The sequence below is a fragment of the Gracilibacillus timonensis genome (assembly GCF_900086715.1).
Lineage (GTDB): Bacteria > Bacillota > Bacilli > Bacillales > Amphibacillaceae > Gracilibacillus > Gracilibacillus timonensis.
Genome location: NZ_FLKH01000006.1, coordinates 42,363 through 66,265, shown reverse-complemented (window position 1 = coordinate 66,265; position 23,903 = coordinate 42,363). Strand labels below are relative to the sequence as shown.

At 40.7% G+C, this 23,903-nt stretch carries 27 protein-coding genes and 1 rRNA gene; 25 read left to right on the top strand and 3 right to left on the bottom strand.

The window, feature by feature from the left end:
- Nucleotides 1–136: 136 nt before the first annotated feature.
- Nucleotides 137–251, top strand: a 5S ribosomal RNA gene (rrf, locus tag BN6556_RS00555).
- Nucleotides 252–440: 189 nt separating this feature from the next.
- Here rrf and BN6556_RS00550 read toward each other — a convergent pair.
- Nucleotides 441–752 (bottom strand): hypothetical protein, encoded by a 312-nt coding sequence (locus tag BN6556_RS00550; RefSeq protein WP_066185773.1) that lies wholly within the window; start codon nt 750–752, stop codon nt 441–443.
- Nucleotides 753–810: 58 nt separating this feature from the next.
- On the bottom strand, nt 811–1,635 hold the full coding sequence (locus BN6556_RS00545) for an SGNH/GDSL hydrolase family protein (RefSeq protein WP_066185770.1): 825 nt from the start codon (nt 1,633–1,635) through the stop codon (nt 811–813).
- Nucleotides 1,636–1,925: 290 nt separating this feature from the next.
- Here BN6556_RS00545 and BN6556_RS00540 point away from each other — a divergent pair, with 290 nt between their 5' ends.
- The 11 genes from BN6556_RS00540 to rsmI all read left to right on the top strand — a co-directional run bounded on the left by BN6556_RS00540 (nt 1,926) and on the right by rsmI (nt 9,585).
- Nucleotides 1,926–2,117 carry a sigma factor G inhibitor Gin gene (locus tag BN6556_RS00540; RefSeq protein WP_066185767.1) on the top strand — a complete coding sequence of 64 codons (192 nt, stop codon included), beginning with the start codon at nt 1,926–1,928 and terminating at the stop codon, nt 2,115–2,117.
- A gap of 55 nt (nt 2,118–2,172) precedes the next feature.
- A complete protein-coding gene (locus BN6556_RS00535; protein WP_066185764.1) occupies nt 2,173–3,606 on the top strand; it encodes an aminotransferase class I/II-fold pyridoxal phosphate-dependent enzyme in 1,434 nt (477 codons plus the stop codon).
- Nucleotides 3,603–4,226 carry a dTMP kinase gene (gene tmk, locus BN6556_RS00530; RefSeq protein ID WP_066185761.1) on the top strand — a complete coding sequence of 208 codons (624 nt, stop codon included), beginning with the start codon at nt 3,603–3,605 and terminating at the stop codon, nt 4,224–4,226. The genes BN6556_RS00535 and tmk overlap by 4 nt, the downstream gene beginning before the upstream one ends.
- Nucleotides 4,227–4,244: 18 nt before the next feature.
- Nucleotides 4,245–4,574, top strand: coding sequence for a cyclic-di-AMP receptor (locus tag BN6556_RS00525; protein ID WP_066185758.1), 330 nt, complete (start codon nt 4,245–4,247; stop codon nt 4,572–4,574).
- 21 nt (nt 4,575–4,595) lie between these two features.
- Complete coding sequence (locus tag BN6556_RS00520) at nt 4,596–5,036, top strand: YaaR family protein (protein WP_066185755.1); 441 nt, start codon at nt 4,596–4,598, stop codon at nt 5,034–5,036.
- 404 nt (nt 5,037–5,440) lie between these two features.
- Nucleotides 5,441–6,430: a DNA polymerase III subunit delta' gene (gene holB, locus BN6556_RS00515; RefSeq protein ID WP_066185751.1), complete on the top strand. Its 990-nt coding sequence runs from the start codon at nt 5,441–5,443 to the stop codon at nt 6,428–6,430.
- A 6-nt stretch (nt 6,431–6,436) separates the two neighbouring features.
- Entirely contained in the window at nt 6,437–7,264 is an 828-nt protein-coding gene (locus BN6556_RS00510) for a PSP1 domain-containing protein (RefSeq protein ID WP_066185746.1), read from the top strand.
- A 51-nt stretch (nt 7,265–7,315) separates the two neighbouring features.
- Nucleotides 7,316–7,624 (top strand): DNA replication initiation control protein YabA, encoded by a 309-nt coding sequence (yabA, locus tag BN6556_RS00505; protein ID WP_392388577.1) that lies wholly within the window; start codon nt 7,316–7,318, stop codon nt 7,622–7,624.
- Nucleotides 7,625–7,717: 93 nt separating this feature from the next.
- Nucleotides 7,718–8,461 (top strand): tRNA1(Val) (adenine(37)-N6)-methyltransferase, encoded by a 744-nt coding sequence (locus BN6556_RS00500; protein ID WP_066185740.1) that lies wholly within the window; start codon nt 7,718–7,720, stop codon nt 8,459–8,461.
- On the top strand, nt 8,448–8,750 hold the full coding sequence (locus tag BN6556_RS00495; RefSeq protein ID WP_066185737.1) for a GIY-YIG nuclease family protein: 303 nt from the start codon (nt 8,448–8,450) through the stop codon (nt 8,748–8,750). The genes BN6556_RS00500 and BN6556_RS00495 overlap by 14 nt, the downstream gene beginning before the upstream one ends.
- Nucleotides 8,695–9,585 (top strand): 16S rRNA (cytidine(1402)-2'-O)-methyltransferase, encoded by an 891-nt coding sequence (gene rsmI / locus BN6556_RS00490; protein WP_316245302.1) that lies wholly within the window; start codon nt 8,695–8,697, stop codon nt 9,583–9,585. Before BN6556_RS00495 ends, rsmI begins: the two co-directional genes overlap by 56 nt.
- 93 nt (nt 9,586–9,678) lie before the next feature.
- Here the strand turns inward: rsmI and BN6556_RS00485 are convergent, their stop codons facing one another.
- The gene (locus BN6556_RS00485) at nt 9,679–9,954 is read right to left on the bottom strand and encodes an AbrB/MazE/SpoVT family DNA-binding domain-containing protein (protein ID WP_066185731.1); all 276 of its coding nucleotides are present in this window, start codon (nt 9,952–9,954) and stop codon (nt 9,679–9,681) included.
- Between the two features lie 720 nt (nt 9,955–10,674).
- On the opposite strand from BN6556_RS00485, the gene metG reads away from it, so the two are divergent.
- The 13 genes from metG to BN6556_RS00420 all read left to right on the top strand — a co-directional run bounded on the left by metG (nt 10,675) and on the right by BN6556_RS00420 (nt 23,812).
- Nucleotides 10,675–12,672, top strand: a complete 1,998-nt coding sequence (gene metG / locus BN6556_RS00480; RefSeq protein ID WP_066185728.1) for a methionine--tRNA ligase — start codon at nt 10,675–10,677, stop codon at nt 12,670–12,672.
- A 69-nt stretch (nt 12,673–12,741) separates the two neighbouring features.
- Entirely contained in the window at nt 12,742–13,512 is a 771-nt protein-coding gene (locus BN6556_RS00475; protein WP_066185725.1) for a TatD family hydrolase, read from the top strand.
- 193 nt (nt 13,513–13,705) lie between these two features.
- Nucleotides 13,706–15,049 carry a ubiquitin-like domain-containing protein gene (locus tag BN6556_RS22700; RefSeq protein ID WP_066185722.1) on the top strand — a complete coding sequence of 448 codons (1,344 nt, stop codon included), beginning with the start codon at nt 13,706–13,708 and terminating at the stop codon, nt 15,047–15,049.
- Nucleotides 15,050–15,608: 559 nt separating this feature from the next.
- On the top strand, nt 15,609–16,190 hold the full coding sequence (gene rnmV, locus BN6556_RS00465; RefSeq protein WP_066185719.1) for a ribonuclease M5: 582 nt from the start codon (nt 15,609–15,611) through the stop codon (nt 16,188–16,190).
- Nucleotides 16,183–17,079 (top strand): 16S rRNA (adenine(1518)-N(6)/adenine(1519)-N(6))-dimethyltransferase RsmA, encoded by an 897-nt coding sequence (gene rsmA, locus BN6556_RS00460; protein ID WP_066185716.1) that lies wholly within the window; start codon nt 16,183–16,185, stop codon nt 17,077–17,079. The genes rnmV and rsmA overlap by 8 nt, the downstream gene beginning before the upstream one ends.
- Before the next feature lie 311 nt (nt 17,080–17,390).
- Complete coding sequence (gene veg / locus BN6556_RS00455; protein ID WP_066185711.1) at nt 17,391–17,651, top strand: biofilm formation stimulator Veg; 261 nt, start codon at nt 17,391–17,393, stop codon at nt 17,649–17,651.
- Between the two features lie 197 nt (nt 17,652–17,848).
- Nucleotides 17,849–18,028 carry a small, acid-soluble spore protein, alpha/beta type gene (locus tag BN6556_RS00450; protein WP_066185708.1) on the top strand — a complete coding sequence of 60 codons (180 nt, stop codon included), beginning with the start codon at nt 17,849–17,851 and terminating at the stop codon, nt 18,026–18,028.
- Nucleotides 18,029–18,183: 155 nt separating this feature from the next.
- Nucleotides 18,184–19,050, top strand: a complete 867-nt coding sequence (gene ispE, locus BN6556_RS00445) for a 4-(cytidine 5'-diphospho)-2-C-methyl-D-erythritol kinase (protein ID WP_066185706.1) — start codon at nt 18,184–18,186, stop codon at nt 19,048–19,050.
- Between the two features lie 58 nt (nt 19,051–19,108).
- On the top strand, nt 19,109–19,921 hold the full coding sequence (gene purR, locus BN6556_RS00440) for a pur operon repressor (RefSeq protein WP_066185702.1): 813 nt from the start codon (nt 19,109–19,111) through the stop codon (nt 19,919–19,921).
- Nucleotides 19,922–20,070: 149 nt separating this feature from the next.
- Nucleotides 20,071–20,361, top strand: a complete 291-nt coding sequence (gene spoVG, locus BN6556_RS00435; protein ID WP_066185701.1) for a septation regulator SpoVG — start codon at nt 20,071–20,073, stop codon at nt 20,359–20,361.
- Nucleotides 20,362–20,684: 323 nt separating this feature from the next.
- On the top strand, nt 20,685–22,049 hold the full coding sequence (gene glmU / locus BN6556_RS00430) for a bifunctional UDP-N-acetylglucosamine diphosphorylase/glucosamine-1-phosphate N-acetyltransferase GlmU (protein WP_066185700.1): 1,365 nt from the start codon (nt 20,685–20,687) through the stop codon (nt 22,047–22,049).
- Nucleotides 22,050–22,071: 22 nt separating this feature from the next.
- Nucleotides 22,072–23,019, top strand: a complete 948-nt coding sequence (locus BN6556_RS00425) for a ribose-phosphate diphosphokinase (RefSeq protein WP_066185778.1) — start codon at nt 22,072–22,074, stop codon at nt 23,017–23,019.
- A gap of 160 nt (nt 23,020–23,179) precedes the next feature.
- Nucleotides 23,180–23,812 (top strand): 50S ribosomal protein L25/general stress protein Ctc, encoded by a 633-nt coding sequence (locus BN6556_RS00420; protein WP_066185694.1) that lies wholly within the window; start codon nt 23,180–23,182, stop codon nt 23,810–23,812.
- The last annotated feature ends 91 nt before the right edge of the window (nt 23,813–23,903 follow it).

Sequence of the window (23,903 nt, the reverse complement as noted above, 5' to 3'; positions counted from 1 at the left end):
AATCGATCGAGGACTTATCTATACATGATGTTGGCTTGTCCGATGAATTCTTATCTAGTTTTGAAAGTATATAAAAAACACTTGCATTTCGTATAAGGCATGCGTTATAATATGTCTTGTCCTTATCAAAAGAAAGTCTGGTGACGATAGCGAAGAGGTCCCACCTGTTCCCATGCCGAACACAGTAGTTAAGCTCTTCAGCGCCCATGGTAGTTGGGGATTTCCCCTGCAAGAGTAGGACGTTGCCAGGCAAACAGTAAAAAAGAAGCTTATTAATCTATAAAATGATTAATGAGCTTCTTTTTTTATGATAGAGAGAGTATAACATAATATTCTAAAAAAAGAAGCTACTTAACATCATCCGTCTTATCGACAGTCAGTATCTCGTTTCGGGTATAATAGAAGAATGGACGGAGTTTGCCCGGTTTTTCTTATATGCATTATGGAGCGAAGTCCATTTGACCAGTAATCAATAAAAAAGCTGCAATGATCCAAAACAAAAAGAAAGACGAAGAAAGAAGGAAGGATATAATTGGAATGATCTTTTTTTCTTTTTTATTTAACAGTGCGGCAATAGATAGCAGGATACCTGCAACAGAAAGAAGGAATGTGAGGACATCTCCAATTAAGCTGCCGTTGTTAGCGATCCTGGTAAAAGGTACAAAAACAATAAAAAAACAACCGATTCCTATGGTTAAGGAGAGGTAACTAATCAGGCTATGCCTTTTCGAAACCTCCTGTTTTTGTTTCACAAAATCAATCTCCTTTTCTTAATCGATCATCATTTTCCCTGATAATCATGAAAAACAATTATAGCTCATTACGATCATACAAAGTTAATTCCGATTTAATGTGTTCCCAAATGACACGATAGCCAGCATCGATAGGGTGAGAGCCTGTTGTTTGTAAGAGTTTTTCAAGGGCTACCCCTTGACTTGATGCGTAATTGGTCATGGCGTCATAATGAGAAATAAGCTGATAACCATGAGCTCGGCAGATCGATTTCACCACCTGATTGATTTCTTCGGTACCAAAATGATATCGTTCATTTTGGCCGTCAGATAGTGCGGGTGGTGGACTCATCACAATCATTTGCTCACTGTTCGCATCTACATACTCCAGAAAGCTCGTTAGATTATCTTTAAGCTCCAGTGTATTTTGACTGTCCCATCTATCGTTTGTCCCTAACATAACAAAAACCACATCTTCATCGCCAACCCAGCGCTCTTTGTGCCGGTTTGCCCATTTGGCAGATTTTCCAGAAATTCCAGCATTGACAAACTCTACATCCGGGAAAAATTCGTTAATATAATTTCTGAATAAGTTCGACCAAGAATTTGCCTCAAATCCTGCTTCTCGATATACTTCTTCTTGATTTTCAAAAATAACTTGATTAACATCTGGCATCAGTAAGTATTGCGCACCGACCCCTGCAGTTATACTGTCGCCAACTAATTTTATTTTTTCCACTTCACCATTTACTAATTTTTGATAAAAGTTACTGTATGTTTCTGGTGCCTTTGCTTCTAATTGTTCTTCTCTACTTTCCTTATCGGCAGTAAAAGGATTAATTCCTTTGACTAGGATAAAAAACAAAGCGCACAGACATAATATAAGTATGATAAATTTTTTCATTATCTTCCATCCTTATGGTATTCAAATTTCGCGTTGCCACTGCTTATTCTTTACCAATTGCCGTTATATCATGCTGCAGGGGGTAAAGTACAAGCAAAAAACCTTATAATTTAGAGGGTGGCAGTTCCTTCTGCATCTCAAATTATAAGGGGCTGACATGGATTTATCATAACACAGAAAGAAATATTGTAGAAGAAAAAAATCACTTTTTTCACGTGAAACATAAAGTCTATGATTCTTTGTATACCTTTTAATAGATCGGGTTATACTAAGTGATGGAGGTGGAAGCAATGAATGATCATAAAACCTATCACAGATGTGGTGTATGTGAGCAACGGAAAAACAATGGAATCTTCTTATATCAAATGTATTTGTGCCATGAGTGTGAGCAAGAAATTATTTCTGTACGACCAGATGAGGATCATTACTCCTATTATGTAGGTAAGTTGCGTGCTATTAATCAATCAACCTATACGATATAATAGAATCAGTAAGCGTGATTCTATTTTTTTCTATACTCAAAGAAAGAGGTGAGGGATGATTGCTAATCAACAACAGACACCATTGTATGCAGCAGTAAAACAATTTGCCGATGCCCAACCAATCTCTTTTCACGTTCCTGGACATAAAAATGGCAAACTTTTTGCAGAGCAGGGTTTGGCTGAGTTTCAATCATTACTGTCGTTAGATATAACAGAATTAAATGGACTAGATGATCTGCATGCACCAGAAGGGGTAATAGCAGATGCCCAAGAACTTGCTAGTGAATGGTTTCATTCCTTGCATACCTTTTTTCTGATCAATGGAAGTACCGTAGGGAATCTGACGATGATCTTGGCGTGTTGTCAACCAGGTGATATGGTATTGGTACAGCGAAATTGCCATAAATCGATTCTGCATGGGATGGAGCTGGCTGGGGTAAAACCGATCTTCTTGCCGCCATCTTATGACAAGCTCAAACAAAGATATATCGCACCGTCGACTAGCTCGATAAAACAGGCTCTCACTAACTATACAGAAGCTAAGGCTATTATTCTTACTTATCCAGATTATTTTGGTGATGTATTTCCTTTAAAGGAAGTCATTGATCTGGCACATCGTAGTGATACATTTGTGTTGATCGATGAGGCGCATGGGTGTCATTTCTCGCTTCCTTTTGTTTCCGTTCCATCGGCAGGGGAGTTAGGCGCAGATGTCGTGGTTCAGTCTGCTCATAAAATGACTCCAGCAATGACCATGTCTGCTTATCTTCATGTATATACATCAGCCGTACCGTTGGAGCGAGTTCACTATTATTTACAATTGCTGCAGTCAAGCAGTCCTTCTTATCCACTGATGGTCAGCTTAGACCTTGCTCGTTATTACTTGGCAAATTATACAGAGGTGCAATATAAACAGACGCTTCGATATATAAAAGCAGTTCAGGAATGTTTTGTTGCTCCTGACTACTGGGAGGTGGAAGTGAATGATGATCCGCTTAAAATGACATTGCGTATCCATGATCATCTATCAGCCAGTCAGGTTCAAGCCCTTTTTGAAGAACAAGGTATCTATCCAGAGCTTATTACGGATCGTCATGTATTATTTATATTTGGATTAGAACCAGTTTATCCATTAGAACAGCTGCAAAAGCGATTGGCAACAATCAGGGATAGCTTAAAACATATCCGTCATGCTAAAATAGATGTAGATCCATTATTTTTTGAAGAGGAAACTGTCTCTTTGGCATTATCTTATCAGCAGATGAATCAACAGCATACTCGTTGGTGTCGCTGGGAGGAAGCAGCAGGAAAAATAGCCGCTGAGGCGATCATTCCCTATCCTCCAGGTATTCCGCTGATTGCCAAAGGAGAGCGAATTAAAGGAGCCACGGTAGCGAAAATAAAACAATTATTTCAATTGTCTATTGGTTTTCAACCAAGCAATCCTCATAAAGGAATCTATGTCTATGAAGCAGCAGAAGGAGAATGAACGTGTTTATTACATTTGAAGGTGGAGAAGGCGCCGGTAAGACAACGGTTTTAAAACGAGTGGCGCAACGTTTGACAGAAGAGGGCTATCCAGTACTTGCAACAAGAGAACCAGGTGGTATTCCAATTGCGGAACGTATCCGTGATGTCGTGTTATATACGGATAATGCCCAGATGGACCCAAGAACAGAGGCATTATTATTTGCAGCAGCTCGTCGTCAGCATTTGGTTGAGAAGGTTCAGCCGGCCCTGGCAGAAGGTAAAATTGTATTATGCGATCGATTTGTTGATTCCAGTTTGGCTTATCAAGGGGCAGCAAGGGGCTTGGGTATCGATGAAGTGTTTCAAATTAATCAGTTTGCGATCCAGAACCATATGCCCGATGTGACATTGTTTTTTGATATTGAGCCGGAAGAAGGATTAAAACGAATTACTACCAACGCTGAGCGGGAACAAAATCGATTAGATTTAGAATCGTTGGCTTTTCACCGTCAAGTTTATCAAGCTTATCAAACATTAATTAAAAAATTTCCAAATCGAATCGAGAGAATTGATGCAAAATTTGATATAATAAAAGTAGAGCAAGAAGCATATAACAAAATTAAAGCACATCTTACCTAAACCAAGGGGGAGATTAAAGTGAAGTTAATTATGGCCGTAGTACAGGATAAAGATAGTAATCGTCTGATCGACGCGTTAAGTGAAAATCAATATAAAACGACCAAGCTATCCTCAACTGGCGGGTTTTTAAAGGAAGGCAATACGACCTTAATGATTGGCTGTGAGGACAAGTATGTGGAACAGGCACTCGAGGTGATCGAAGATAATTGTAGTAAGCGTGAGCAATTGGTTTCACCGGTCTCACCAATGGGTGGCAACGCAGATTCTTATATTCCACGTCCCATTAATGTAGAAGTTGGCGGGGCTACTGTATTTATCGTACCAGTTGAATCGTTCCATCAGTTCTAAAAAGGCAGGTAAGCATTGATTATGAAGATTACTCAGGATATGCGCACGCAATTAGAAGGATTACAGAAACAGGATACACAAGCACGAACAACTGGGAAACCTTTTGACACTGTCGTCAAGCAACAGTCCGCCCAGTTGCAGCAGAATCAGCTGCAGCAGTTAATGTCGGCGTTAACGGCCCAGGGTCAGAGGGTTGCTCGCTTTCGTTCCTTCAAAGACTTAGCAGCTTACAAACGGCTAGTGAAAAAGTTCGTCAAAGAAGCCGTTGATTATGGCATGGCCTTAAAGAAATCGCATAGCTTTACGCCGGACGGGGGAAATCGTCCCTTAACGATTGTGGAAGAAATCGACGATAAGTTGCTCGAATTAACCGAGTCGGTAATGGACCAGGAAAAACATTCCGTTCAGATATTAGATCTAATTGGGGAGATTAAGGGACTACTTGTTAACCTATATACATGAGCACAAGGTGGCTGGATGTCTCTGATCCATCCACCTTGGTCTTTTTAACAGAAAGTATAAAATCCTTGGTATAATAGGACTTGGAATGATGTTGACCTGGAACTTATCGGTAGTCAGTATGTTCTTTTGATGATATAAGTGGAATGCAATAATTTCTCATGGATATCGGATAGGTGCGCTTGATCCATTTATGCGTTCAACTTATATAGTAATAAAGGACCGGACGGGGGCTGTTCTAACTTTCATAGCAATATAAGATGCAGAATGACAATTGCAGGGCTAGCAAACATCAACTTCATTATCGTCATTAATTGCTGATGAGGCGGTGTAGATAGAGAACTTCAGAACACACGCACACGAAAACAAAGAACAAGTATATTTTATAGAAGAAAGTAGGCTATACCATGGAAGTACATTGGTCAGACATGCTACAGACACAGCCCATTGTCAGTAAAATGGTGATGAATAGCATCAATAAAGGACGAATATCTCACGCCTATTTATTTCATGGCGATAAGGGAACAGGGAAATTTACGCTGGCACAGCTACTTGCCATGAGTATTTTTTGTCAAGAGCGTACGGGTGTAGAACCTTGTTATCAGTGTCGAGATTGCAGGAGGATCCAGAGCGGGAACCACCCTGATTTGCATGTCATTTATCCAGATGGTGCCAGTATTAAGAAAGAACAGATTCTGCATCTCCAAAAAGAATTCACCTATACAGGACTAGAATCGAATAAAAAGGTCTATATTATTGATCAGGCTGATAAAATGACAGATAATGCCTCCAATCGTTTATTGAAATTCTTGGAGGAACCAAGTCAGCAGACGACAGCCATCTTACTTACAGAAAATAGTCAGGCCATTTTACCAACAATTCGTTCGAGATGTCAGATGCTTTCTTTTACACCGTTACAATCAAAACGGCTCGAGGAAAAATTGCAAGAAGAAGGGCTCTCCTTAGCAAATGCAAGGCTTCTGACAGCTATGACAAATAATTTGAGTGCAGCCCTCGAAAAGAGTAAGGATACTTGGTTTGCACAGTCACGAAAAATAGTGGTACAATTGATAGAAATGCTTCAACAAAATCCAAATGAAGTGCCAATTTTTGTGCATACCCAATGGATGCCACATTTTAAAGAGCGAGTACAATTACAAGAAGGCCTGGATTTATTACTCTTATGGTTTCGAGATATCGTACATTACCATTTGGATGAGTCTTCGGAGTTAGTATTTGTTCAGCATCGTGAGAAACTTGAAACAGGCAGTATGCAATGGTCTTTGGCACAAGTCACGGATCATTTGCAGGAAATCATGCATGCCAAACGAAAGCTGGAACAAAATGTGCATCCACAGTTGGTGATGGAGCAACTAACACTTCAAATACAGAGGTGAAAAATAGTGATAGAAGTCATTGGTGTCCGTTTTAAAAAAGCGGGTAAAATATATTATTTTGATCCAGATAGTACAGCGATGGAAACAGATGAATATGTCATCGTGGAGACGGTTCGAGGTGTAGAGTTTGGTAAGGTCGTTGTACCGAATAAACAGGTAGACGAAGAGGATGTTGTCTTGCCATTAAAAAAAGTGATTCGCATCGCTAATAATAAGGACAAGTTAACCGTCGTAGAGAATAAAGATATTGCCGAAGAGGCTTATCAGACTTGTCAACAGAAAATTAAAGACCACGAACTTGAGATGAATTTGGTTGATGTGGAATATACATTTGATCGAAATAAGGTCATCTTTTATTTTACGGCAGATGGTCGGGTCGATTTTCGCAACCTTGTCAAAGACTTGGCATCGGTGTTTAAAACTCGGATTGAGCTAAGGCAGATTGGTGTCAGGGATGAAGCGAAGTTATTAGGTGGTATAGGGCCATGTGGTCGTATGCTCTGCTGTTCTACTTTTTTAGGTGATTTTGAACCGGTTTCGATTAAAATGGCGAAAGACCAGAACTTATCATTGAATCCTTCTAAAATATCCGGGTTGTGTGGACGATTGATGTGCTGTCTCAAGTATGAGAATGACGATTATGAGACGGCCAAAAAAGAGCTTCCAGATTTGGGCGAAACCATCAAAACAAGCTATGGTGATGGTAAAGTAGTCGGCTTGAACATTTTAGAACGACTCATTCAAATTGAAATACCAGAAAAAGAACGCGTAGTCGAATATACTTTAGATGAATTGATAGATGAAGGAGTTATCAGTACCCAGGGCACAGAATAATGGGGTGGAAGTGACGTGAAGAAAAAGGAATTATTTGAACAAGTATCGGATATGGAAGAACAAATCGGTCAATTATATCAACAACTTGGAGATTTAAAGCAACACTTAGGAGAAATGTTAGAAGAGAATTATCGTTTAGAAATGGAGAATCATCACCTGAGACAACGATTGGATCATGAAACAGAGATACAAGAGAAGCAAGACGAAGAAAATGAGGATCCAACTGCTATTGGGGAAGGATATGATAATCTGGCAAGACTTTATGAAGAAGGCTTCCATATTTGCAATGTCCACTTTGGTAGCCCGAGGCAGGAAGGCGATTGTTTATTCTGCTTGCTATTTTTAAATAAAACGAAATAAAAGCACTTGGTGGCAAAAAGGCTGACAATAGAAGATGTCAGCCTTTTGTCTGAAAAAAGAGAAGTTATGTGACATGAAATAAGGAGTAAGCCTATGCAACTTAAAGACGATGAACGTATAGATGACTTAGTGATCGATCAATCGATGCAAATTATTCAGAGCCCCACTGTGTTTGCTTTTTCGACGGACGCGGTGTTATTAAGTGAGTTTGCCTCTGTTCCGAAAAAGCGAGGTAAGATTTTGGATTTGTGCAGCGGGAATGCCGTCATCCCGTTACTATTGGCTAGAAAAACGATTGTTCCGATTACAGGGGTAGAAATTCAAGCACGGTTATATGACATGGCCAAGCGCAGCATCCAGTTGAACCAGCTGCAAACACAGATTGATATGATACACAGTGATCTAAAAGACATGCCAGCTCATTTCAAAAACAATAAATTTGATCTAGTTACCATTAATCCTCCCTATTTTCCAACAAAAAATCAACTGCATCACAATGATAATGATTATTTAACGATTGCCAGGCATGAGATTTCCTGCTCTTTAGAAGATGTTATGGTAGCCTGCAGTAAGCTGGTAAAATCGGGAGGCAAGCTGGCGATGGTACATCGACCTTCCCGCTTTGTCGATATTATTACCTTGTTCCGCCAATATAAAATCGAGCCAAAGCGTGTGCAGTTTGTTTATCCTAAAATGGGAAAAGAAGCTAACATTCTTTTGATTGAAGGTATTAGAGACGGAAAGCCGGATTTGCGAATGCTGCCACCGCTTTATATGTTTGATGAGCAAGGAAATTATACAAAGGAACTTGAGGGGATCATGTATGACAGACAGTAGCACACACTATGTATATATGCTCAAGTGTAAGGATCACACCTTATATACAGGATACACCAATAATATCAAACGGCGTTTAGCTATGCATGAGCAAGGAAAGGGCGCAAAATATACGAGGGGCAGGGCACCTTTTGAACTGCAATTTATCGAAACATGCCCCACAAAGTCGGAGGCATTACGCCTGGAGGCAAGCATCAAACGACTGTCTCGTAAAGAAAAAGAGCAAATGATCCATGAGCATAAAGAAAGGTATGGTGGCCATGCAAATCCAGAAGAGCTATCAAAATGACAGTGCAGGAGTATTATATATTGTTCCAACGCCAATTGGAAACTTAGAGGACATCACTTTCCGAGCGTTGCGTGTACTAGAAGAGGCAGATATCGTGCTAGCGGAGGATACTCGTAATACAGGAAAGCTGTTGCATCATTTTGATCTAAAGAAGCGGATGATCAGTTACCATGAACATAACAAGGCCACCAGACAGGATCAAATCCTTGCTATGTTAGCAGAAGGACAGACGCTTGTCCTGGTAAGTGATGCCGGAATGCCGGGTATCTCGGATCCGGGCTATGAAGTGATTCAAGCGGCTATTGATCAGGATGTTGCTGTTATCGTATTGCCGGGTGCCAATGCGGCGTTGCCGGCCCTAGTCGGATCTGGTTTATCTACCTCTTCCTTTTATTTTTATGGCTTCCTCCCCCGAAAGAACAAGGAGCGTGAACAGGCATTTGAATTGCTGGCAAGCCTGGATACGACTTTTATTCTGTATGAATCTCCCCATAGGATAACGCAAACGATGGAACAGCTAGCAGAACGATTTGGTAATCGCCAAGCTTCGATTGCAAGGGAGTTATCCAAAAAATACGAAGAATATTTGCGTGGTAATTTGCCGGAACTGGCTGCATGGATAAGCGATCACCCATTAAAAGGGGAATGTTGCATTGTTATCGAGGGCAAGCAAGAGCAGCAAGAAGTGGAGTGGTGGGAATCGCTCAGTGTAAAAGAGCATGTCGAACAGATGATGAAAGAGAGAGAATGCACCAGCAAAGAAGCGATCAAACAAGTGGCCAAAACACGACAATTACCGAAAAGGGATGTATATACGGCCTATCATATTCAATAGACATAGTAAAAGCACGGTCAAACATGATGACCGTGCTTTTTTGAATCTATAGATCTCATATCAGCTAATTGCTAGATATACCACATCGTTGAATTAATCAAGTTTTTTTTGAATTTCTTCTACAAGTTCCTTGGCACCTTCTGGACTAAGCACAAGTTTGCCATTTGCTAAAGTAAAGTTATCGTCAGAAATGTCGCCTGTAATTTGACAGGTCATATTTGGTTTGTATTTCTGAAGGATGATGCGTTCGTCATCCACGTAGATTTCAAGGGCATCTTTTTCTTCAATTCCAAGTGTACGGCGAAGTTCGATAGGAATAACGACACGGCCAAGTTCATCTACTTTTCTTACGATACCTGTTGATTTCATTAAAATTTCTCCCCTTTTGATATTTTTTCGGCATAATTCGACACCTACAGCGTTATAATACCATTAGTTCCCAGTAATGTCAAACGAAATAAGTATTTTTTTTCAAATTTTTTAAAATACTTTAAAAGTAAGGGGTTTCAAGAATGGAAGTTAAAATATTATTCGACAAAAACTGTCGCCAATAATCGTTAACAGAAGCGTAAATATCGATAAATGATTAAAAAAGATGGATTGCCTGTTTGTGATGACGCCCAAAAAAGCAGGAAAACACAAAAAAGTGGCCGTCATAATCAAAATGACGGCCAAAAAAGCGAGAGAACACGGAAAAAAGGCCGTCATACTTAGAACGACGGCTCAAGTATCTCTGAGACGTTTATCGTTTTCCTCCAGGCTACAGATTGTGGTCTTTACAGCACGTGCGGGTTTGTCAGGCTAACGCAGGTAACTGGCGAGGATTTGCAAAATAATCACCATAGCTAAAAGTTGCTACCTATTCTGGATTAACGTCAAAGACCGACGGCATTTCTGCGTTTTTCTAAGATTAAATGATAAAATTCATGGATAAACTACTTTAATAATGGAAAAATGGTTGAAAAATCGCTACAATAAAAGCAGACTAATTTATATACAGAAAAGAAAGTAGCGAGCTTCAAACATCGAAGCTTTATTATGGTGCGCTTTTTTTATGTAAGAACTAAGAACGAATCGAGGAGGTAAAGCATGTCACAGGATAAGCAAGCATTTTATATCACTACACCGATTTATTATCCGAGTGGAAAATTACACATTGGAAATGCCTATACAACGATTGCATGCGATGTAATCGCCCGCTATAAGCGTCTGCAAGGATTTGATACCTTTTACTTAACAGGAACGGATGAGCACGGTCAAAAGATTGAAAAGAAAGCAACCGAGCTTGGCCAAACCCCGCAAGAATATGTGGACGAAATGGCTGAAAGCATTCAAGGTTTATGGAGACTACTTAACATTTCAAATGATCAATTTATTCGTACCACGGATGATTACCATGAAGAAGTGATCCAGAAAATCTTTGAAAAATTAAAAGATCAAGGCGATATTTATTTGGATCAGTATGCAGGCTGGTACTCTGTATCTGACGAGGAGTTCTTTACAGAGACTCAATTAGAAGAAGTTTATCGTGATGAAGATGGCAATGTTACGGGTGGCATTGCGCCGAGTGGAAATGAAGTGGAGTGGATCAAAGAAGAGTCGTATTTTTTACGTATGAGTAAATATGCGGATCGTCTGCTGCAGTATTATGAAGAGCATCCAGACTTTATCCAGCCCGAATCACGAAAAAATGAAATGATCAATAATTTTATCAAACCGGGCCTAGAAGACTTGGCGATCACCCGTACGACTTTTAGCTGGGGGATACCGGTTAAATCGGATCCTAAGCACATCGTATATGTTTGGATCGATGCCCTGTCCAATTATATTACGGCGTTAGGTTATGACCCTGATCTCGGCGGTTATGAAAATCAGTCAGAAAGATTTAAGAAATATTGGCCGGCTGATGTCCAGATGGTAGGGAAAGAGATTGTTCGTTTTCACACCATTTATTGGCCAATTATGTTGATGGCGTTAGACTTACCTATACCTAAGATGATTTTCGGACATGGCTGGTTATTGATGAAAGACGGTAAAATGTCTAAATCAAAAGGGAATGTCGTGTATCCAGAATTCTTAGTGGAACGCTATGGGATCGATCCACTCCGTTACTATCTCATGCGTGAAATGCCTTTTGGAAGTGATGGCGTCTTCACACCAGAAGATTTTATCTCGCGGATTAACTATGATTTGGCCAATGATTTAGGAAATCTATTGAATCGAACCGTTGCCATGATCAACAAATATTTTGACGGAACGGTTCCGGCATATCATGGGGATGTGACTACATTTGATCCATCGTTACGTGAACTGGCAGCAGAAACAGTGAACACATACGAGCAAGAAATGGATAGCATGCAATTTAACGCTGCCTTAGTCGCTGTGTGGAAATTCATTTCTCGTACCAATAAATATATTGACGAAACACAGCCTTGGATTTTAGCAAAAGAAGACGATAAGCGTGGTGAATTGGAGAGTGTCATGGTTCACTTGGCAGAAAGTTTACGTATAGTGGCCACACTTCTTCAGCCGATCTTCATAGAAACTTCTCGTAAGATTTTGGAACAATTAGGATTAGATCCAGAAGTAGATGCGACGTGGGATAGTTTGGCTTCGTTTGGTAAACTAAAATCAGGTACAAAAATCAATAAGCAAGCACCTATTTTTCCGCGCTTGGACGCTGAAGAAGAGGTACAGGCTATTAAAGATACGATGAAGGCACCGGTACAGCCTGAAGCATCAGACGAGCAAGAGACGAAAGAGGAAATCAGCTATGATCAATTTATGTCCATTGATTTGCGTGTAGCCGAGGTCGTCCAAGCAGAGAAAATGAAAAAGGCGGATAAGCTATTGCGTCTGCAATTAGACCTTGGTTCGGAAAAACGCCAAGTGATTTCAGGGATTGCCGAATATTACACACCAGAGTCACTGATTGGCAAAAAGGTGATTTGTGTTACCAATCTGAAACCTGTCAAATTACGTGGTGCATTATCAGAAGGCATGATTTTATCTGGTGAAGACGAAGATGGCTCCTTATCATTGGCCACCGTGTCCTCTGACCTGCCAAATGGTTCGGTAGTAAAATAAAGTGGACAAACGCTTATCGAAACAGGATAAGCGTTTCCTCTTGTAGCAGGAAGAAAGGAAGGATACTCGATGTTATTTGATACACATGTGCACTTAAATGTCTCTCATTTTGATGAGGACAGAGAAGAAGTATTGAAGCGGGCAAAAGAAGCAGGTGTCGAATATATGGTTATCGTAGGGTTTGACCACGAAACGATTCCAAAAGCAATCAAGATGGCCGAGCAGTATGACCATATCTATGCAGCGGTAGGATGGCATCCGGTTGATGCGATCGATATGACAGAGAAAGAATTAGTCTGGCTGGAAGAACTGGCCGATCATCCCAAGGTGGTAGCGCTTGGAGAAATGGGGCTGGATTACCACTGGGACAAATCCCCGAAAGATGTACAAAAAGCGGTATTCCGCAAGCAAATTCAATTGGCTAAAAAGGTACAGCTGCCGATCATTATTCACAATCGTGAAGCAACGGAGGATATTATCGGAGTGCTGCAGGAAGAACATGCGGAAGAAGTAGGCGGCATTATGCATTGTTATAATGATTCTATTGATTATGTAGATACTTGTCTGGATATGGGTTTTTATATTTCATTAGGAGGACCTGTCACGTTTAAGAATGCGACTTTACCCAAAGAAGTGGCGAAATATGTACCGATGGATCGTTTGTTAATTGAAACAGATTGTCCATTTTTGGCTCCTCATCCAAATCGCGGTAAACGAAATGAACCGGCCTATGTTCGTTTAGTTGCGGAACAAATAGCTGATTTGCGTGGCGTAAGCTATGAGAAGTTAAGTGAGCAAACAACCGAGAATGCCAAGCGTTTCTTCGGCATAGAAGTGTGAAAAAAATAGGAAGTGTTTTGCTTTTTTGACCGGTGTTACATGATTGTAAATGAAATGAAATATATGTGTATATAGATAGCCAACCTCTTGATTTCAAAGGGGTTGGCCATTTTTATTAGGCAGAATAACCGTTTGACACTTGTAAAGGAACTTTATATAATACAACGGCGAGTAAAAGGAGGGGAATCTGTTCATGAAAAGATTTAGTATTCGTCGTTTTTTAAACAACACAGACTTCAAGCTTGCCTTATCTTTATTTGTTATTATCGGATTTATTTGTTTTTCCTTTTATGAATTATCCAAAGCAGAAGTCACCGTTGTGCAGGCAGACGAGAGTACCAGTATCCGCACACACGCTAATGTAGTGGAGGATGTACTGGATGAGCTATCCATTTCTATAGCAGAACATGATGACATTTCACATAGTCAAGATACATTAGTCGTCGATGGCATGCAAATTGAACATATACCGGCGAAAGAAGTTACCGTTACAATGGATGGAGAAGCGCAATCTTATTTTACAACGAGCGCAACCGTGGAAGAATTTTTAAATGAGCAAGGAATAGAAGTAGACGAAAAAGATAATCTATCCATTGCTTTGGATACACCGATTGATGATGATCTTGCCTGGTCAATCGATAAGGCATTTCAGGTAACCATCAATGATCAAGATATGCAGAAAGAAGTCTTGACATCACCTGGAAGCACGATCGAAGAGCTGTTGGTAGAAGAAAGCATTGAATTAGGAAAATTAGATCGTGTAGAACCAGAAAAAGATGCCCTGATCGAAAGAGATCAAGGGATTAATATTGTGCGCGTAGAAAAAGTTACCGATGTAGTAGAAGAAAAGCAAGACTCCAAATTGGTAAAGCGTAGTGATGATTCTCTGGCAAAGGGGACCGAAGAAGTGGTCTCAGAAGGAAAGTCGGGAATCGTAGAGAAACATTATGAGGTTGTAATGGAGAATGGTGAGGAAGTCTCCCGCGAGCTAGTGAAAGAAGAAGTCACACAAGATAGTGAAGACAGGATTGTTGCTGTAGGAACCATGGAAGAGGCACCCGTTGAGGAAACGGAAGTACTAGCTGCTCAGACGGAAGAAGAATCGGCAAAACAAGAACCTAAACAAGAGAAACCAGAATCAAATGATGCAAAAGAGAAAAAGCAGGAACCAAAATCAGAACCAGTAACGACTGCCTCCGCTGAAAAAACGGAAAATGTTTCACGTGGAGGAAATGAAGAAGAAGGCAAAACACTTTACATGAAAGCAACGGCTTATAACTGGGATTGTGCTTCTTGTGATGGCCGCGGTTTAACAGCCACAGGTTATGATTTGAAGTCTAATCCTGAAGGTGTTGTGGCAGTAGATCCAAACGTGATTCCTTTAGGGACAAAGGTTTGGGTAGAAGGTTATGGCTATGCGATAGCCAGAGATACGGGCGGTAACATTAAAGGCAATAAGATTGATTTGCACATGTCTTCTCCGCAAAAAGCCGCTAGTTATGGTATGAAAAACGTTCAGGTAAAAATAATGGATTAAACGAATACCTCCAACGGTTAGCATAATCTAACTGTTGGAGGTTTTTGTTATCGGTAGAAAGCATATAACTCTGTGTATGGACCGATTTTGACTTGGAACAAATCGGCAGTCAGTATCAACTTTTGGTTAGTGGTAGGGTTTGTCCGGATTTGTTATAAGAAAGAGATGTTATCAAAATAAAGTCCATTTGTGGTAAACTAAAAGAGGATGTTCAAAAAGACCAACAAAAATGACGCAGCGAATTTCTGCGTTGGCGATATAGGAACTTCTACTAAGACCGCCCACGTCCTGTGGGCAACGTAGAAGTCAACACATCCTGCGTGAGTCCGTTCCTCACGTATGAAAAGCATACGTTCCGGTACCGGGAGACTGCGCCGCCTTGAGCTTTCGACGTACAGGACGTACTAGTGTGGGCGTTGCAACAAATGGGTTCGGTGGGGCGAGTAATCGCAGTCCCAGGACGCCTGAGGTTTTAGCCAACGAGGTCCTATTTATCGGCATTTTTGAACACGCACTAAAATATGAATGTTTAGTGAGAAGTAATTGGAGGATAAACACAATGAGTGAGCCCCTGCTAAAAATAAAGGAAGTAATTGTAGTAGAAGGAAAGGATGACACCGCAAAATTGAAGCAGGTGTTTGAGGTGGATACGATCGAAACCAACGGCTCCGCGATTAATAAAGATACACTTGCTCAAATTGCCCACGCCAAAAATAAGCGCGGGGTGATTGTTTTTACAGATCCAGATTATCCTGGTCAGCGTATTAGGCAAATAATAAATCAGCATATCCCTGGTTGTAAACATGCCTTTCTAACAAGAGAAGAGGCAGCATCCAAAAGAAATAAAGATCATAGCCTTGGAATTGAACATGCTTCGTTTGCAACGCTTCGACAGGCATTAAGTCAGGTTTATGAATTAGATGAAGGACACACATCGAATCTTTCCCAAGCCGATTTGATGGACTATGGCTTGATTGGCGGACCTGGAGCTAAAGAAAGAAGGCTTCAATTAAGCAAACAGCTAAGGATTGGACATCCCAATGGGAAACAATTACTAAAAAGGTTACAAATGTTTAAAATAGACAAAGAAGAACTGGAACAAGTGATACAACAGATGATGCGGGGGGAGGCCAATGAGTGAGCAAAAGGCAATAGCAACACCGAAGCGTACGAAAGAGATTTTAGAGAAATACGGTTTTTCCTTTAAAAAAAGTTTAGGTCAGAATTTTCTCATCGATGTGAATATACTTCAAAATATCATTCAACATGCCAATATTTCCGAGGAAATAAATGCGATTGAAGTAGGTCCAGGCATTGGAGCTCTAACCGAACAATTGGCGATAGCGGCACACAAGGTAGCGGCATTCGAAATAGATGGCCGCCTGGTACCTATCCTGAAGGATACGCTGTCATCCTATTCGAATGTGCGAATTATTAATGAAGATATCTTAAAGGCTGATATCGCCAGTTTGTGGCAGGGTTATTTCCAAGATGATCGACCGGTAAAAGTGGTGGCTAACTTGCCTTATTATATTACCACACGAATTCTTATGCATTTACTGATGAGTCAGTTACCTTTCTCCAGTATAACCGCAATGATGCAGAAGGAAGTAGCAGAACGGATGGCAGCCCATGAAAACACCAAAGATTACGGCTCATTATCGATTGCTATCCAATATTATACCGTTGCTAGTGTGAAAATGACGGTGCCAACTACCGTTTTTATCCCGCAGCCGCGCGTAGATTCGGCTGTGTTGCATTTGGAAAAGCGTCAACAGCCACCCGTGGATCTCCGTGATGAGTCATTCTTCTTCGAGATAGTCCAGGCAAGCTTTCAGCAAAGACGTAAAACCCTCCGAAATAACCTGAATCGTCATTTCAAAGGAAAATTATCGAAGGAACAAGTGGAAGCTGGTTTTCAACATACAGCGATTGATGGAACAAGACGTGGGGAATCTTTAAGTATGCAGGAATTTGCCGATATCGCTAATTATTTTTATCAACAAATAAATAATATACCACCAAGCTAGGGAATAAGCGACCCCTAGCCTTTGTTTTATTATAAAATGAGTAAAAGGAAAGTGGAATTCATTACTCTTGAAAATAGTCCGATTTACGCAATCCGTCTTAGCGGTAGTTTGCCTGTACTAAGTAGAAAAATAAAACCAAATTTCAATTATTTCTTTTGATATACATAATTTTCTGGTAATAAGGAAAACTAATTAGCAAATATGCAAATTTTTTTGTTGACAGGTCATAAAAACTATTGTTATAATAAAAGATTTTTCATTGACTGTTGGACAAGGATATGGTATAATTATACTTAGTGAGGTGGAGTATATTGGCTAAAACATTAGTTGAGATTAAACAAGGCTTAGAAGGAAATGTGGGCAAACGTCTACGTATCAAAGCAAATGATGGAAGGAAAAAAATCGTTGAGCGTTGCGGCGTATTAGCGGAAATGTATCCTTCTGTTTTTATTGTGGAGCTTGACCAAGAAGAAAATGCATTTGAACGTGTGTCTTATAGCTATGCAGATATTCTTACCGAAACTGTGGAGTTAAGCTTTACGGAGAAACTAGAGGCGGTATCAGGGGAGTAGTAAAACAATTTACCGCTTCTGCAAGAAACCAGCTAAATAATATAAGTTAGTACAAAAGCTTTCGCTGTCATTCAATTCCTGATAGCGAAAGCTTTTGTACGTGATATGGTTTGGCAACCTTTTATTACCGAGTATCTATATGGACGTCTTGCATAAGCTATAAATGTCGTTGATACGACAGAAGGGGAGTCACTTCAATGGCTAGAAGACGCAGCATGATGTCTAATCAATTCAAAGAAGAACTTGCCAAGGAATTGGGCTTTTATGACACTGTTCAAAAAGAAGGCTGGGGCGGCATAACGACCAGAGATGCAGGGAATATGGTGAAAAGAGCTGTACAAATTGCAGAAGAAAGCATGAAAAAGGACAAAGTCTAAAGACTTTGTCCTTTTTGCGCACTTGATCCCTTTTGTGGTATCTTTAGGTAAGATGAATGAAGGTGAGTGGAAACGTGGATACACTTGCTGCTAATAATGATCTGCCGAGAAAGGCAGAGAAATGATTATTAATAAAACCAGAAGGTGAATCAATCATGTATATTTCTGAAAAGGCCCCTGCAAAAATTAATCTAACATTAGATGTCCTCTACAAAAGAGAGGATCAATATCACGAAATCGAGATGATTATGACCACTGTTGATTTATCAGATCGTCTGGAATTCCATTTACTGCAAGAAGATACCATCAAGGTGGTTAGTGAAAATCGCTTTGTACCAAATGATCAACGAAACTTGGCTTATCGAGCTGCTAAATTCCTGAAGGATCGTTATCACGTCAAACAAGGGGTGCGGATTGCCATTGATAAGCAGATACCGGTAGCTGCAGGCTTAGCAGGTGGAAGTAGTGATGCAGCGGCAACCTTACGAGGCTTGAATCGTTTATGGAATTTAGGAATCGGAACAAGCGAGTTAGCCTCATTAGGCGCAGAGATCGGTTCGGATGTTCCTTTCTGTGTATATAACACAACGGCTTTAGCGAAAGGAAGAGGGGAAAAGATTGAGGAGCTGCCACCGCCGCCACAATGCTGGGTTGTACTTGCCAAACCTGCGCAAGGTGTATCAACGCAATCTGTGTACCAATCATTGCAGCTAGATGAAATCGAGCATCCAGACACCGAAGGAATGATAACTGCTATCCAACAAGCCGATTACCAAGGAATTTGTCAGCGCCTAAAAAATGTTTTGGAAATTGTCACATTGCCTAAAAACCCAGAGGTAGAGCAAATCAAACAGCAGATGAAACAATCAGGTGCCGACGCCGTATTGATGAGCGGCAGCGGTCCGACGGTCTTCGGGCTGGTACAACAAGAGACTCGTGCCAACCGGATCTATAACAGTCTGCGTGGTTTTTGTGAGGAAGTATATATCGTGCGAATATTAGGGGTGGCAACAAACACTTGATTAAACACGTATAAAATGTTATATTTATCTCAAAATATTCGGATTTTGGGGTGTGGTAATGAAAAGAAGTGATCGTCTTGTCTCGATGACTAATTATTTGGTGGAGCATCCAATGGAATTAATCTCTCTTCCGTTTTTTTCTGAGAAGTGTGGGGCAGCTAAGTCATCGATAAGTGAGGATTTAGCCATTATTAATCGGGTGTTTCATATAGAGGGTATCGGGCAGCTGGAATCTAATTCTGGTGCATCTGGCGGGGTAAGGTATATGCCAAGGATAGGGAACGAGATAAGCGAATCTGTAGTCGCAACACTGTGTCAGCAATTGGAAGATCCAGAACGGATATTGCCTGGTGGATACCTATTTATGAGTGATATACTAGGTGACCCATCGACCATCCGAGAAATTGGCCGATTGTTTGCATCGCGGTTTGCCACGCTTAATATTGACTCGATTGTAACCGTGGCGACCAAAGGGATACCCCTTGCTTATGCTACTGCCTCTTACTTGAATGTACCCGTCATTATTGTCCGTCGTGATCCCAAAGTGACAGAAGGATCGACCGTTAGTATTAATTATGTCTCCGGTTCATCGAAAAAAATTCAAACCATGGTGTTATCCAAGCGCAGTTTACGCGCCGGTGAGAATGTGTGTATTATTGATGACTTTATGAAGGCAGGCGGAACGATTAATGGTATCAAAAGCTTATTGAAAGAGTTTGATGCCAAGGTGAAAGCGATTGGCGTATTGGCTGAGGCAGAGGATGAGGAAGAAGAACGAGTAGTTGATGACTATACATCGTTATTGCAAATTAAGAATGTTGATTCGAATAATCAACAGATCGAAGTGATTAAGGGAAATTACTTTCAATAGGAAAAGATGATGAATTTAACCACCAACCTTATATAAAAAACAATAAAAAAAGACAAAAGCTAAAAATTTTTAAAAATAAGCAGGAAATTAAAAACTTTTGTTGAATTAATGTATTACGTTCTTATATAGGGAAAAGGTGGTGAACCATAATGGAAATAACTGACGTTAGATTACGCCGCGTGAATACCGATGGAAGGATGCGAGCGATTGCCTCCATTACCTTGGACCATGAATTTGTGGTGCACGATATTCGTGTGATTGACGGAAATAATGGCAAGTTTGTAGCAATGCCTTCCAAGCGAACGCCTGATGGTGAGTTCCGTGATATTGCTCACCCGATCAATTCTGGTACAAGGGCAAAGATTCAAGAAGCTGTATTAGAAGCTTACGAACGTGCTGGGAGCACAGAAGTAACCTATGAAGAAGCAGGAGTTTCGTAGAAAAGGAAAAAAGTCTGATCATTCGATTGATTAGGCTTTTTTGTTTCTAGATAGGTGCATCCACCTGCATAACTTGCAGAGCCCATCATTGTAATTAGGCTCTTGGAACACCGGCTTAGCGCAAAAAATATGCCCACGGTCTACTGGCAGCACCCCCTCCATATTTTTCACATACTCGAATTTCCAACTATTCCTCCAGAATTTTTGAGCGGTCTTTATTGAAAATCACCTGTATTTCGTTTATATTCATAATTGGAGAGTTTTACACCTAAATGAATGATATAATAATACATGAGATAAAAGAATAGAACGGAGGAATCGGTTTGTCTAATCGATATGCAATCGTACTTGCAGCAGGTAAGGGTACCAGAATGAAATCGAAATTATATAAAGTGCTTCACCCTGTACTAGGAAAGCCAATGGTGCAGCATGTAGTGGATCAATTAAAGCCGTTGGGTCTTGAAGATATCATTACAGTAGTTGGATTTGGAGCTGAGAAAGTCCAAGAACAACTCGGTGATACGGCACAATTTGTGGTACAAGAGGAGCAGCTAGGGACAGGACATGCCGTTCAGCAGGCTGAGAAGTATCTTGGAGGCAAACAAGGCACGACCATTGTGGTTTGTGGAGACACGCCATTGCTGACAGAAGAGACGATTCAGGCGGCACTCGATCACCATGAATCGGAACAGGCAGCTGTGACAATTCTGACTGCTGTGGCAGATGACCCAACCGGATACGGTCGGATTGTACGTGATGATAGCGGACAGGTAAATAAAATCGTCGAACATAAAGATGCAACACCAGCTGAACAGGCTATTCAAGAGATCAATACGGGCACCTTTTGTTTTGATAATGAAATGTTGTTTGCAGCATTACAACAGGTGTCTAATGACAATTCTCAAGGGGAATACTATCTGCCAGATGTTATTCAAATCGCCCAGGAACAAAAGCAAAAAGTCGCGGCATTCCTGACAGATAATTTTGATGAGACAATTGGCGTGAATGATCGTGTGGCGTTGGCAAAGGCAGAGATGCTGATGAAAAAGAGAGTGAATGAACACCATATGAGAAATGGTGTGACTATTATCGATCCTGCCAATACATATATCGGAGTGGATGTTGAAATTGCAGCAGATGTGGTAATCGAGCCAGGCACTGTTTTGAAAGGGAACACAAAAGTAGAAGCTGATGCAATTATCGGTCCTCACTCAGAAGTAAATGACAGTCATATTGGAGAAGGCACCGTGGTGCGCCATAGTTTGGCCAACGAGAGTTATATTGGAAAAAGGGTGCAAATTGGTCCATTTGCCCATATTCGGCCAGCAGCAGATATCGGTAATGACGTGAAAATAGGTAATTTTGTTGAAATTAAAAAAGCAAAAGTAGATAATAACAGTAAGGTTTCACACCTTAGTTATATTGGCGATGCGGAAATTGGTAGTGGTGTCAATGTAGGTTGTGGTACAATTACAGTGAACTATGATGGCAAGAATAAATTTAAAACGTTCATCGAAGACGATGCGTTTATCGGTTGTAATGCGAATTTAATTGCTCCTGTAAGAATTGGTAAGGGGGCACTTATAGCGGCAGGCTCTACCATCCATGAAGATGTACCTGGAAATGCATTATCGATTGGCCGAGCGAAACAAGTGAATAAAGAGGAATATGCAAAGAAATATAAATAAAGAAGCACATGGAGGTATCGAAATGTCCTATGAGGATTCATCCTTAAAAGTATTGACACTAAACTCAAATCCAAAATTGGCAGAAGAAATTGCCGCTAATATTGGGGTGGAATTAGGTAAAAGCTCGGTAACCAAGTTTAGTGATGGAGAAATTCAAATCAATATTGAAGAGAGTATACGTGGCTGTGACGTCTATGTGGTGCAGTCCACTTGTGAACCAGGCAATCAGCATATTATGGAATTGTTGATTATGATTGATGCGTTAAAGCGGGCCTCCGCAAAATCGATTAATATCGTCATCCCTTATTATGGCTATGCGCGACAAGATCGCAAAGCGCGTGCGCGTGAACCAATCACTGCAAAGCTAGTTGCCGACTTATTACAGGTGGCAGGTGCAACAAGAGTCATTACACTGGACTTACACGCACCACAAATCCAGGGCTTCTTTGATATTCCGGTGGATCAGTTGGTAGGGGTACCGATTTTATCAAGTTATTGGAGTAAGAAAGATTTAGATGATATTGTGGTGGTTTCCCCTGATCATGGTGGGGTAACACGTGCCCGACAACTTGCGGAAAGATTGAAGGCACCCATTGCTATCATCGATAAACGCAGACCGCGTCCGAATGTCGCAGAGGTCATGAACATTGTTGGTAATATTGAAGGGAAGACAGCTATCCTTATCGATGATATTATCGATACGGCAGGTACGATTACGTTAGGAGCAAACGCCTTAATTGAAAATGGTGCCAAAGAAGTATTCGCCTGCTGTACACACCCTGTTTTGTCAGGACCGGCGATTGAACGCATTGAAAATTCGAAGATCAAAGAGTTAGTGGTAACGAATAGTATTCCGTTAAATGAGGAGAAACAAATAGATAAGCTGACACAGCTATCTGTAGCACCGTTAATCAGTGAAGCGATTATCCGCGTGCATGAACGCCAGTCTGTTAGTATCTTATTTGATTGATAGGAGCTTAAGCAGCAAAGTAACGCCATATCGTAGTCCATTCGAACATGATGCATGAAATAACGATCTATCATTTTTAAGCGAAAAAATAGGTTTAACCTGCCTTATTCGCGGGAAATATAAAACGGTATAAGTGAATAATTATGGAGGGTGATTTACAGTGGCAATAGCGTTAAAAGCAAATAAGAGAGAAGATTTAAAAATTTCAAATACAAAGGCATTAAGGGCCTCAGGAGAGGTTCCTGCCGTTATCTATGGCTACCAAGTTGAGCCGCAGACTATTTCTGTTAATAGTATTGAACTATTAAAAACCGTTCGAGATGAAGGGAAAAACGCCATTATCTCATTGCAGGTGGATGGCGGTTCAGTAGATGTTATGCTGCATGAATATCAAGTCGATCCATTGAAGGATGCTTTAGTACATGCTGATTTCTATGCAGTGAATATGAAAGAAGCAATGGAAGTACAAGTACCGATTGTGTTAGAAGGAGAAGCGATTGGTGTGAAACAGGATAATGGTGTATTACAGCAGCCATTATATGAACTTTCTATCTCGGCTAAGCCAAGTGACATTCCGGAACAGATAACCGTTGATGTTTCTGAACTGGGCATTGGTGACAGCATTATGGTGTCGGACTTGAAAGCAGGAAGTAACTTTGAAATTGTCGAAGATGGTGATACGGCAGTAGTTTCGATCCTGGTTCCGGATGAAGAACCAGAAGAAACCACCGAAGAAGAGCCAACCGAACCGGAAGTAATCGGTGAGAAATCAGACGACAGTGAAGAAGAATAAAATAGTGCAATGAGGCGCAACGAACGTGGTTGCGCCTTTTCGTCATAAGCAAAAAAAATAATAGTTTCGACTACAATGGCTGTGAAAAGTC

Bases quoted from the DNA above. Each gene is read 5' to 3' on its own strand.
- BN6556_RS00500 (WP_066185740.1), top strand. From the start codon at position 7,718: ATGCAACTTAAAGACGATGAACGTATAGATGACTTAGTGATCGATCAA.
- rsmA (WP_066185716.1), top strand. From the start codon at position 16,183: ATGAGTGAGCAAAAGGCAATAGCAACACCGAAGCGTACGAAAGAGATT.
- spoVG (WP_066185701.1), top strand. From the start codon at position 20,071: ATGGAAATAACTGACGTTAGATTACGCCGCGTGAATACCGATGGAAGG.
- rsmI (WP_316245302.1), top strand. From the start codon at position 8,695: ATGAGCATAAAGAAAGGTATGGTGGCCATGCAAATCCAGAAGAGCTAT.
- tmk (WP_066185761.1), top strand. From the start codon at position 3,603: ATGAACGTGTTTATTACATTTGAAGGTGGAGAAGGCGCCGGTAAGACA.
- BN6556_RS00425 (WP_066185778.1), top strand. From the start codon at position 22,072: ATGTCCTATGAGGATTCATCCTTAAAAGTATTGACACTAAACTCAAAT.
- yabA (WP_392388577.1), top strand. From the start codon at position 7,316: ATGGAAGAACAAATCGGTCAATTATATCAACAACTTGGAGATTTAAAG.
- metG (WP_066185728.1), top strand. From the start codon at position 10,675: ATGTCACAGGATAAGCAAGCATTTTATATCACTACACCGATTTATTAT.
- BN6556_RS00520 (WP_066185755.1), top strand. From the start codon at position 4,596: ATGAAGATTACTCAGGATATGCGCACGCAATTAGAAGGATTACAGAAA.
- holB (WP_066185751.1), top strand. From the start codon at position 5,441: ATGGAAGTACATTGGTCAGACATGCTACAGACACAGCCCATTGTCAGT.
- BN6556_RS00540 (WP_066185767.1), top strand. From the start codon at position 1,926: ATGAATGATCATAAAACCTATCACAGATGTGGTGTATGTGAGCAACGG.
- BN6556_RS00545 (WP_066185770.1), bottom strand. From the start codon at position 1,635: ATGAAAAAATTTATCATACTTATATTATGTCTGTGCGCTTTGTTTTTT.
- BN6556_RS00475 (WP_066185725.1), top strand. From the start codon at position 12,742: ATGTTATTTGATACACATGTGCACTTAAATGTCTCTCATTTTGATGAG.
- BN6556_RS00535 (WP_066185764.1), top strand. From the start codon at position 2,173: ATGATTGCTAATCAACAACAGACACCATTGTATGCAGCAGTAAAACAA.
- BN6556_RS00450 (WP_066185708.1), top strand. From the start codon at position 17,849: ATGGCTAGAAGACGCAGCATGATGTCTAATCAATTCAAAGAAGAACTT.
- ispE (WP_066185706.1), top strand. From the start codon at position 18,184: ATGTATATTTCTGAAAAGGCCCCTGCAAAAATTAATCTAACATTAGAT.
- rnmV (WP_066185719.1), top strand. From the start codon at position 15,609: ATGAGTGAGCCCCTGCTAAAAATAAAGGAAGTAATTGTAGTAGAAGGA.
- BN6556_RS00495 (WP_066185737.1), top strand. From the start codon at position 8,448: ATGACAGACAGTAGCACACACTATGTATATATGCTCAAGTGTAAGGAT.
- BN6556_RS22700 (WP_066185722.1), top strand. From the start codon at position 13,706: ATGAAAAGATTTAGTATTCGTCGTTTTTTAAACAACACAGACTTCAAG.
- purR (WP_066185702.1), top strand. From the start codon at position 19,109: ATGAAAAGAAGTGATCGTCTTGTCTCGATGACTAATTATTTGGTGGAG.
- BN6556_RS00485 (WP_066185731.1), bottom strand. From the start codon at position 9,954: ATGAAATCAACAGGTATCGTAAGAAAAGTAGATGAACTTGGCCGTGTC.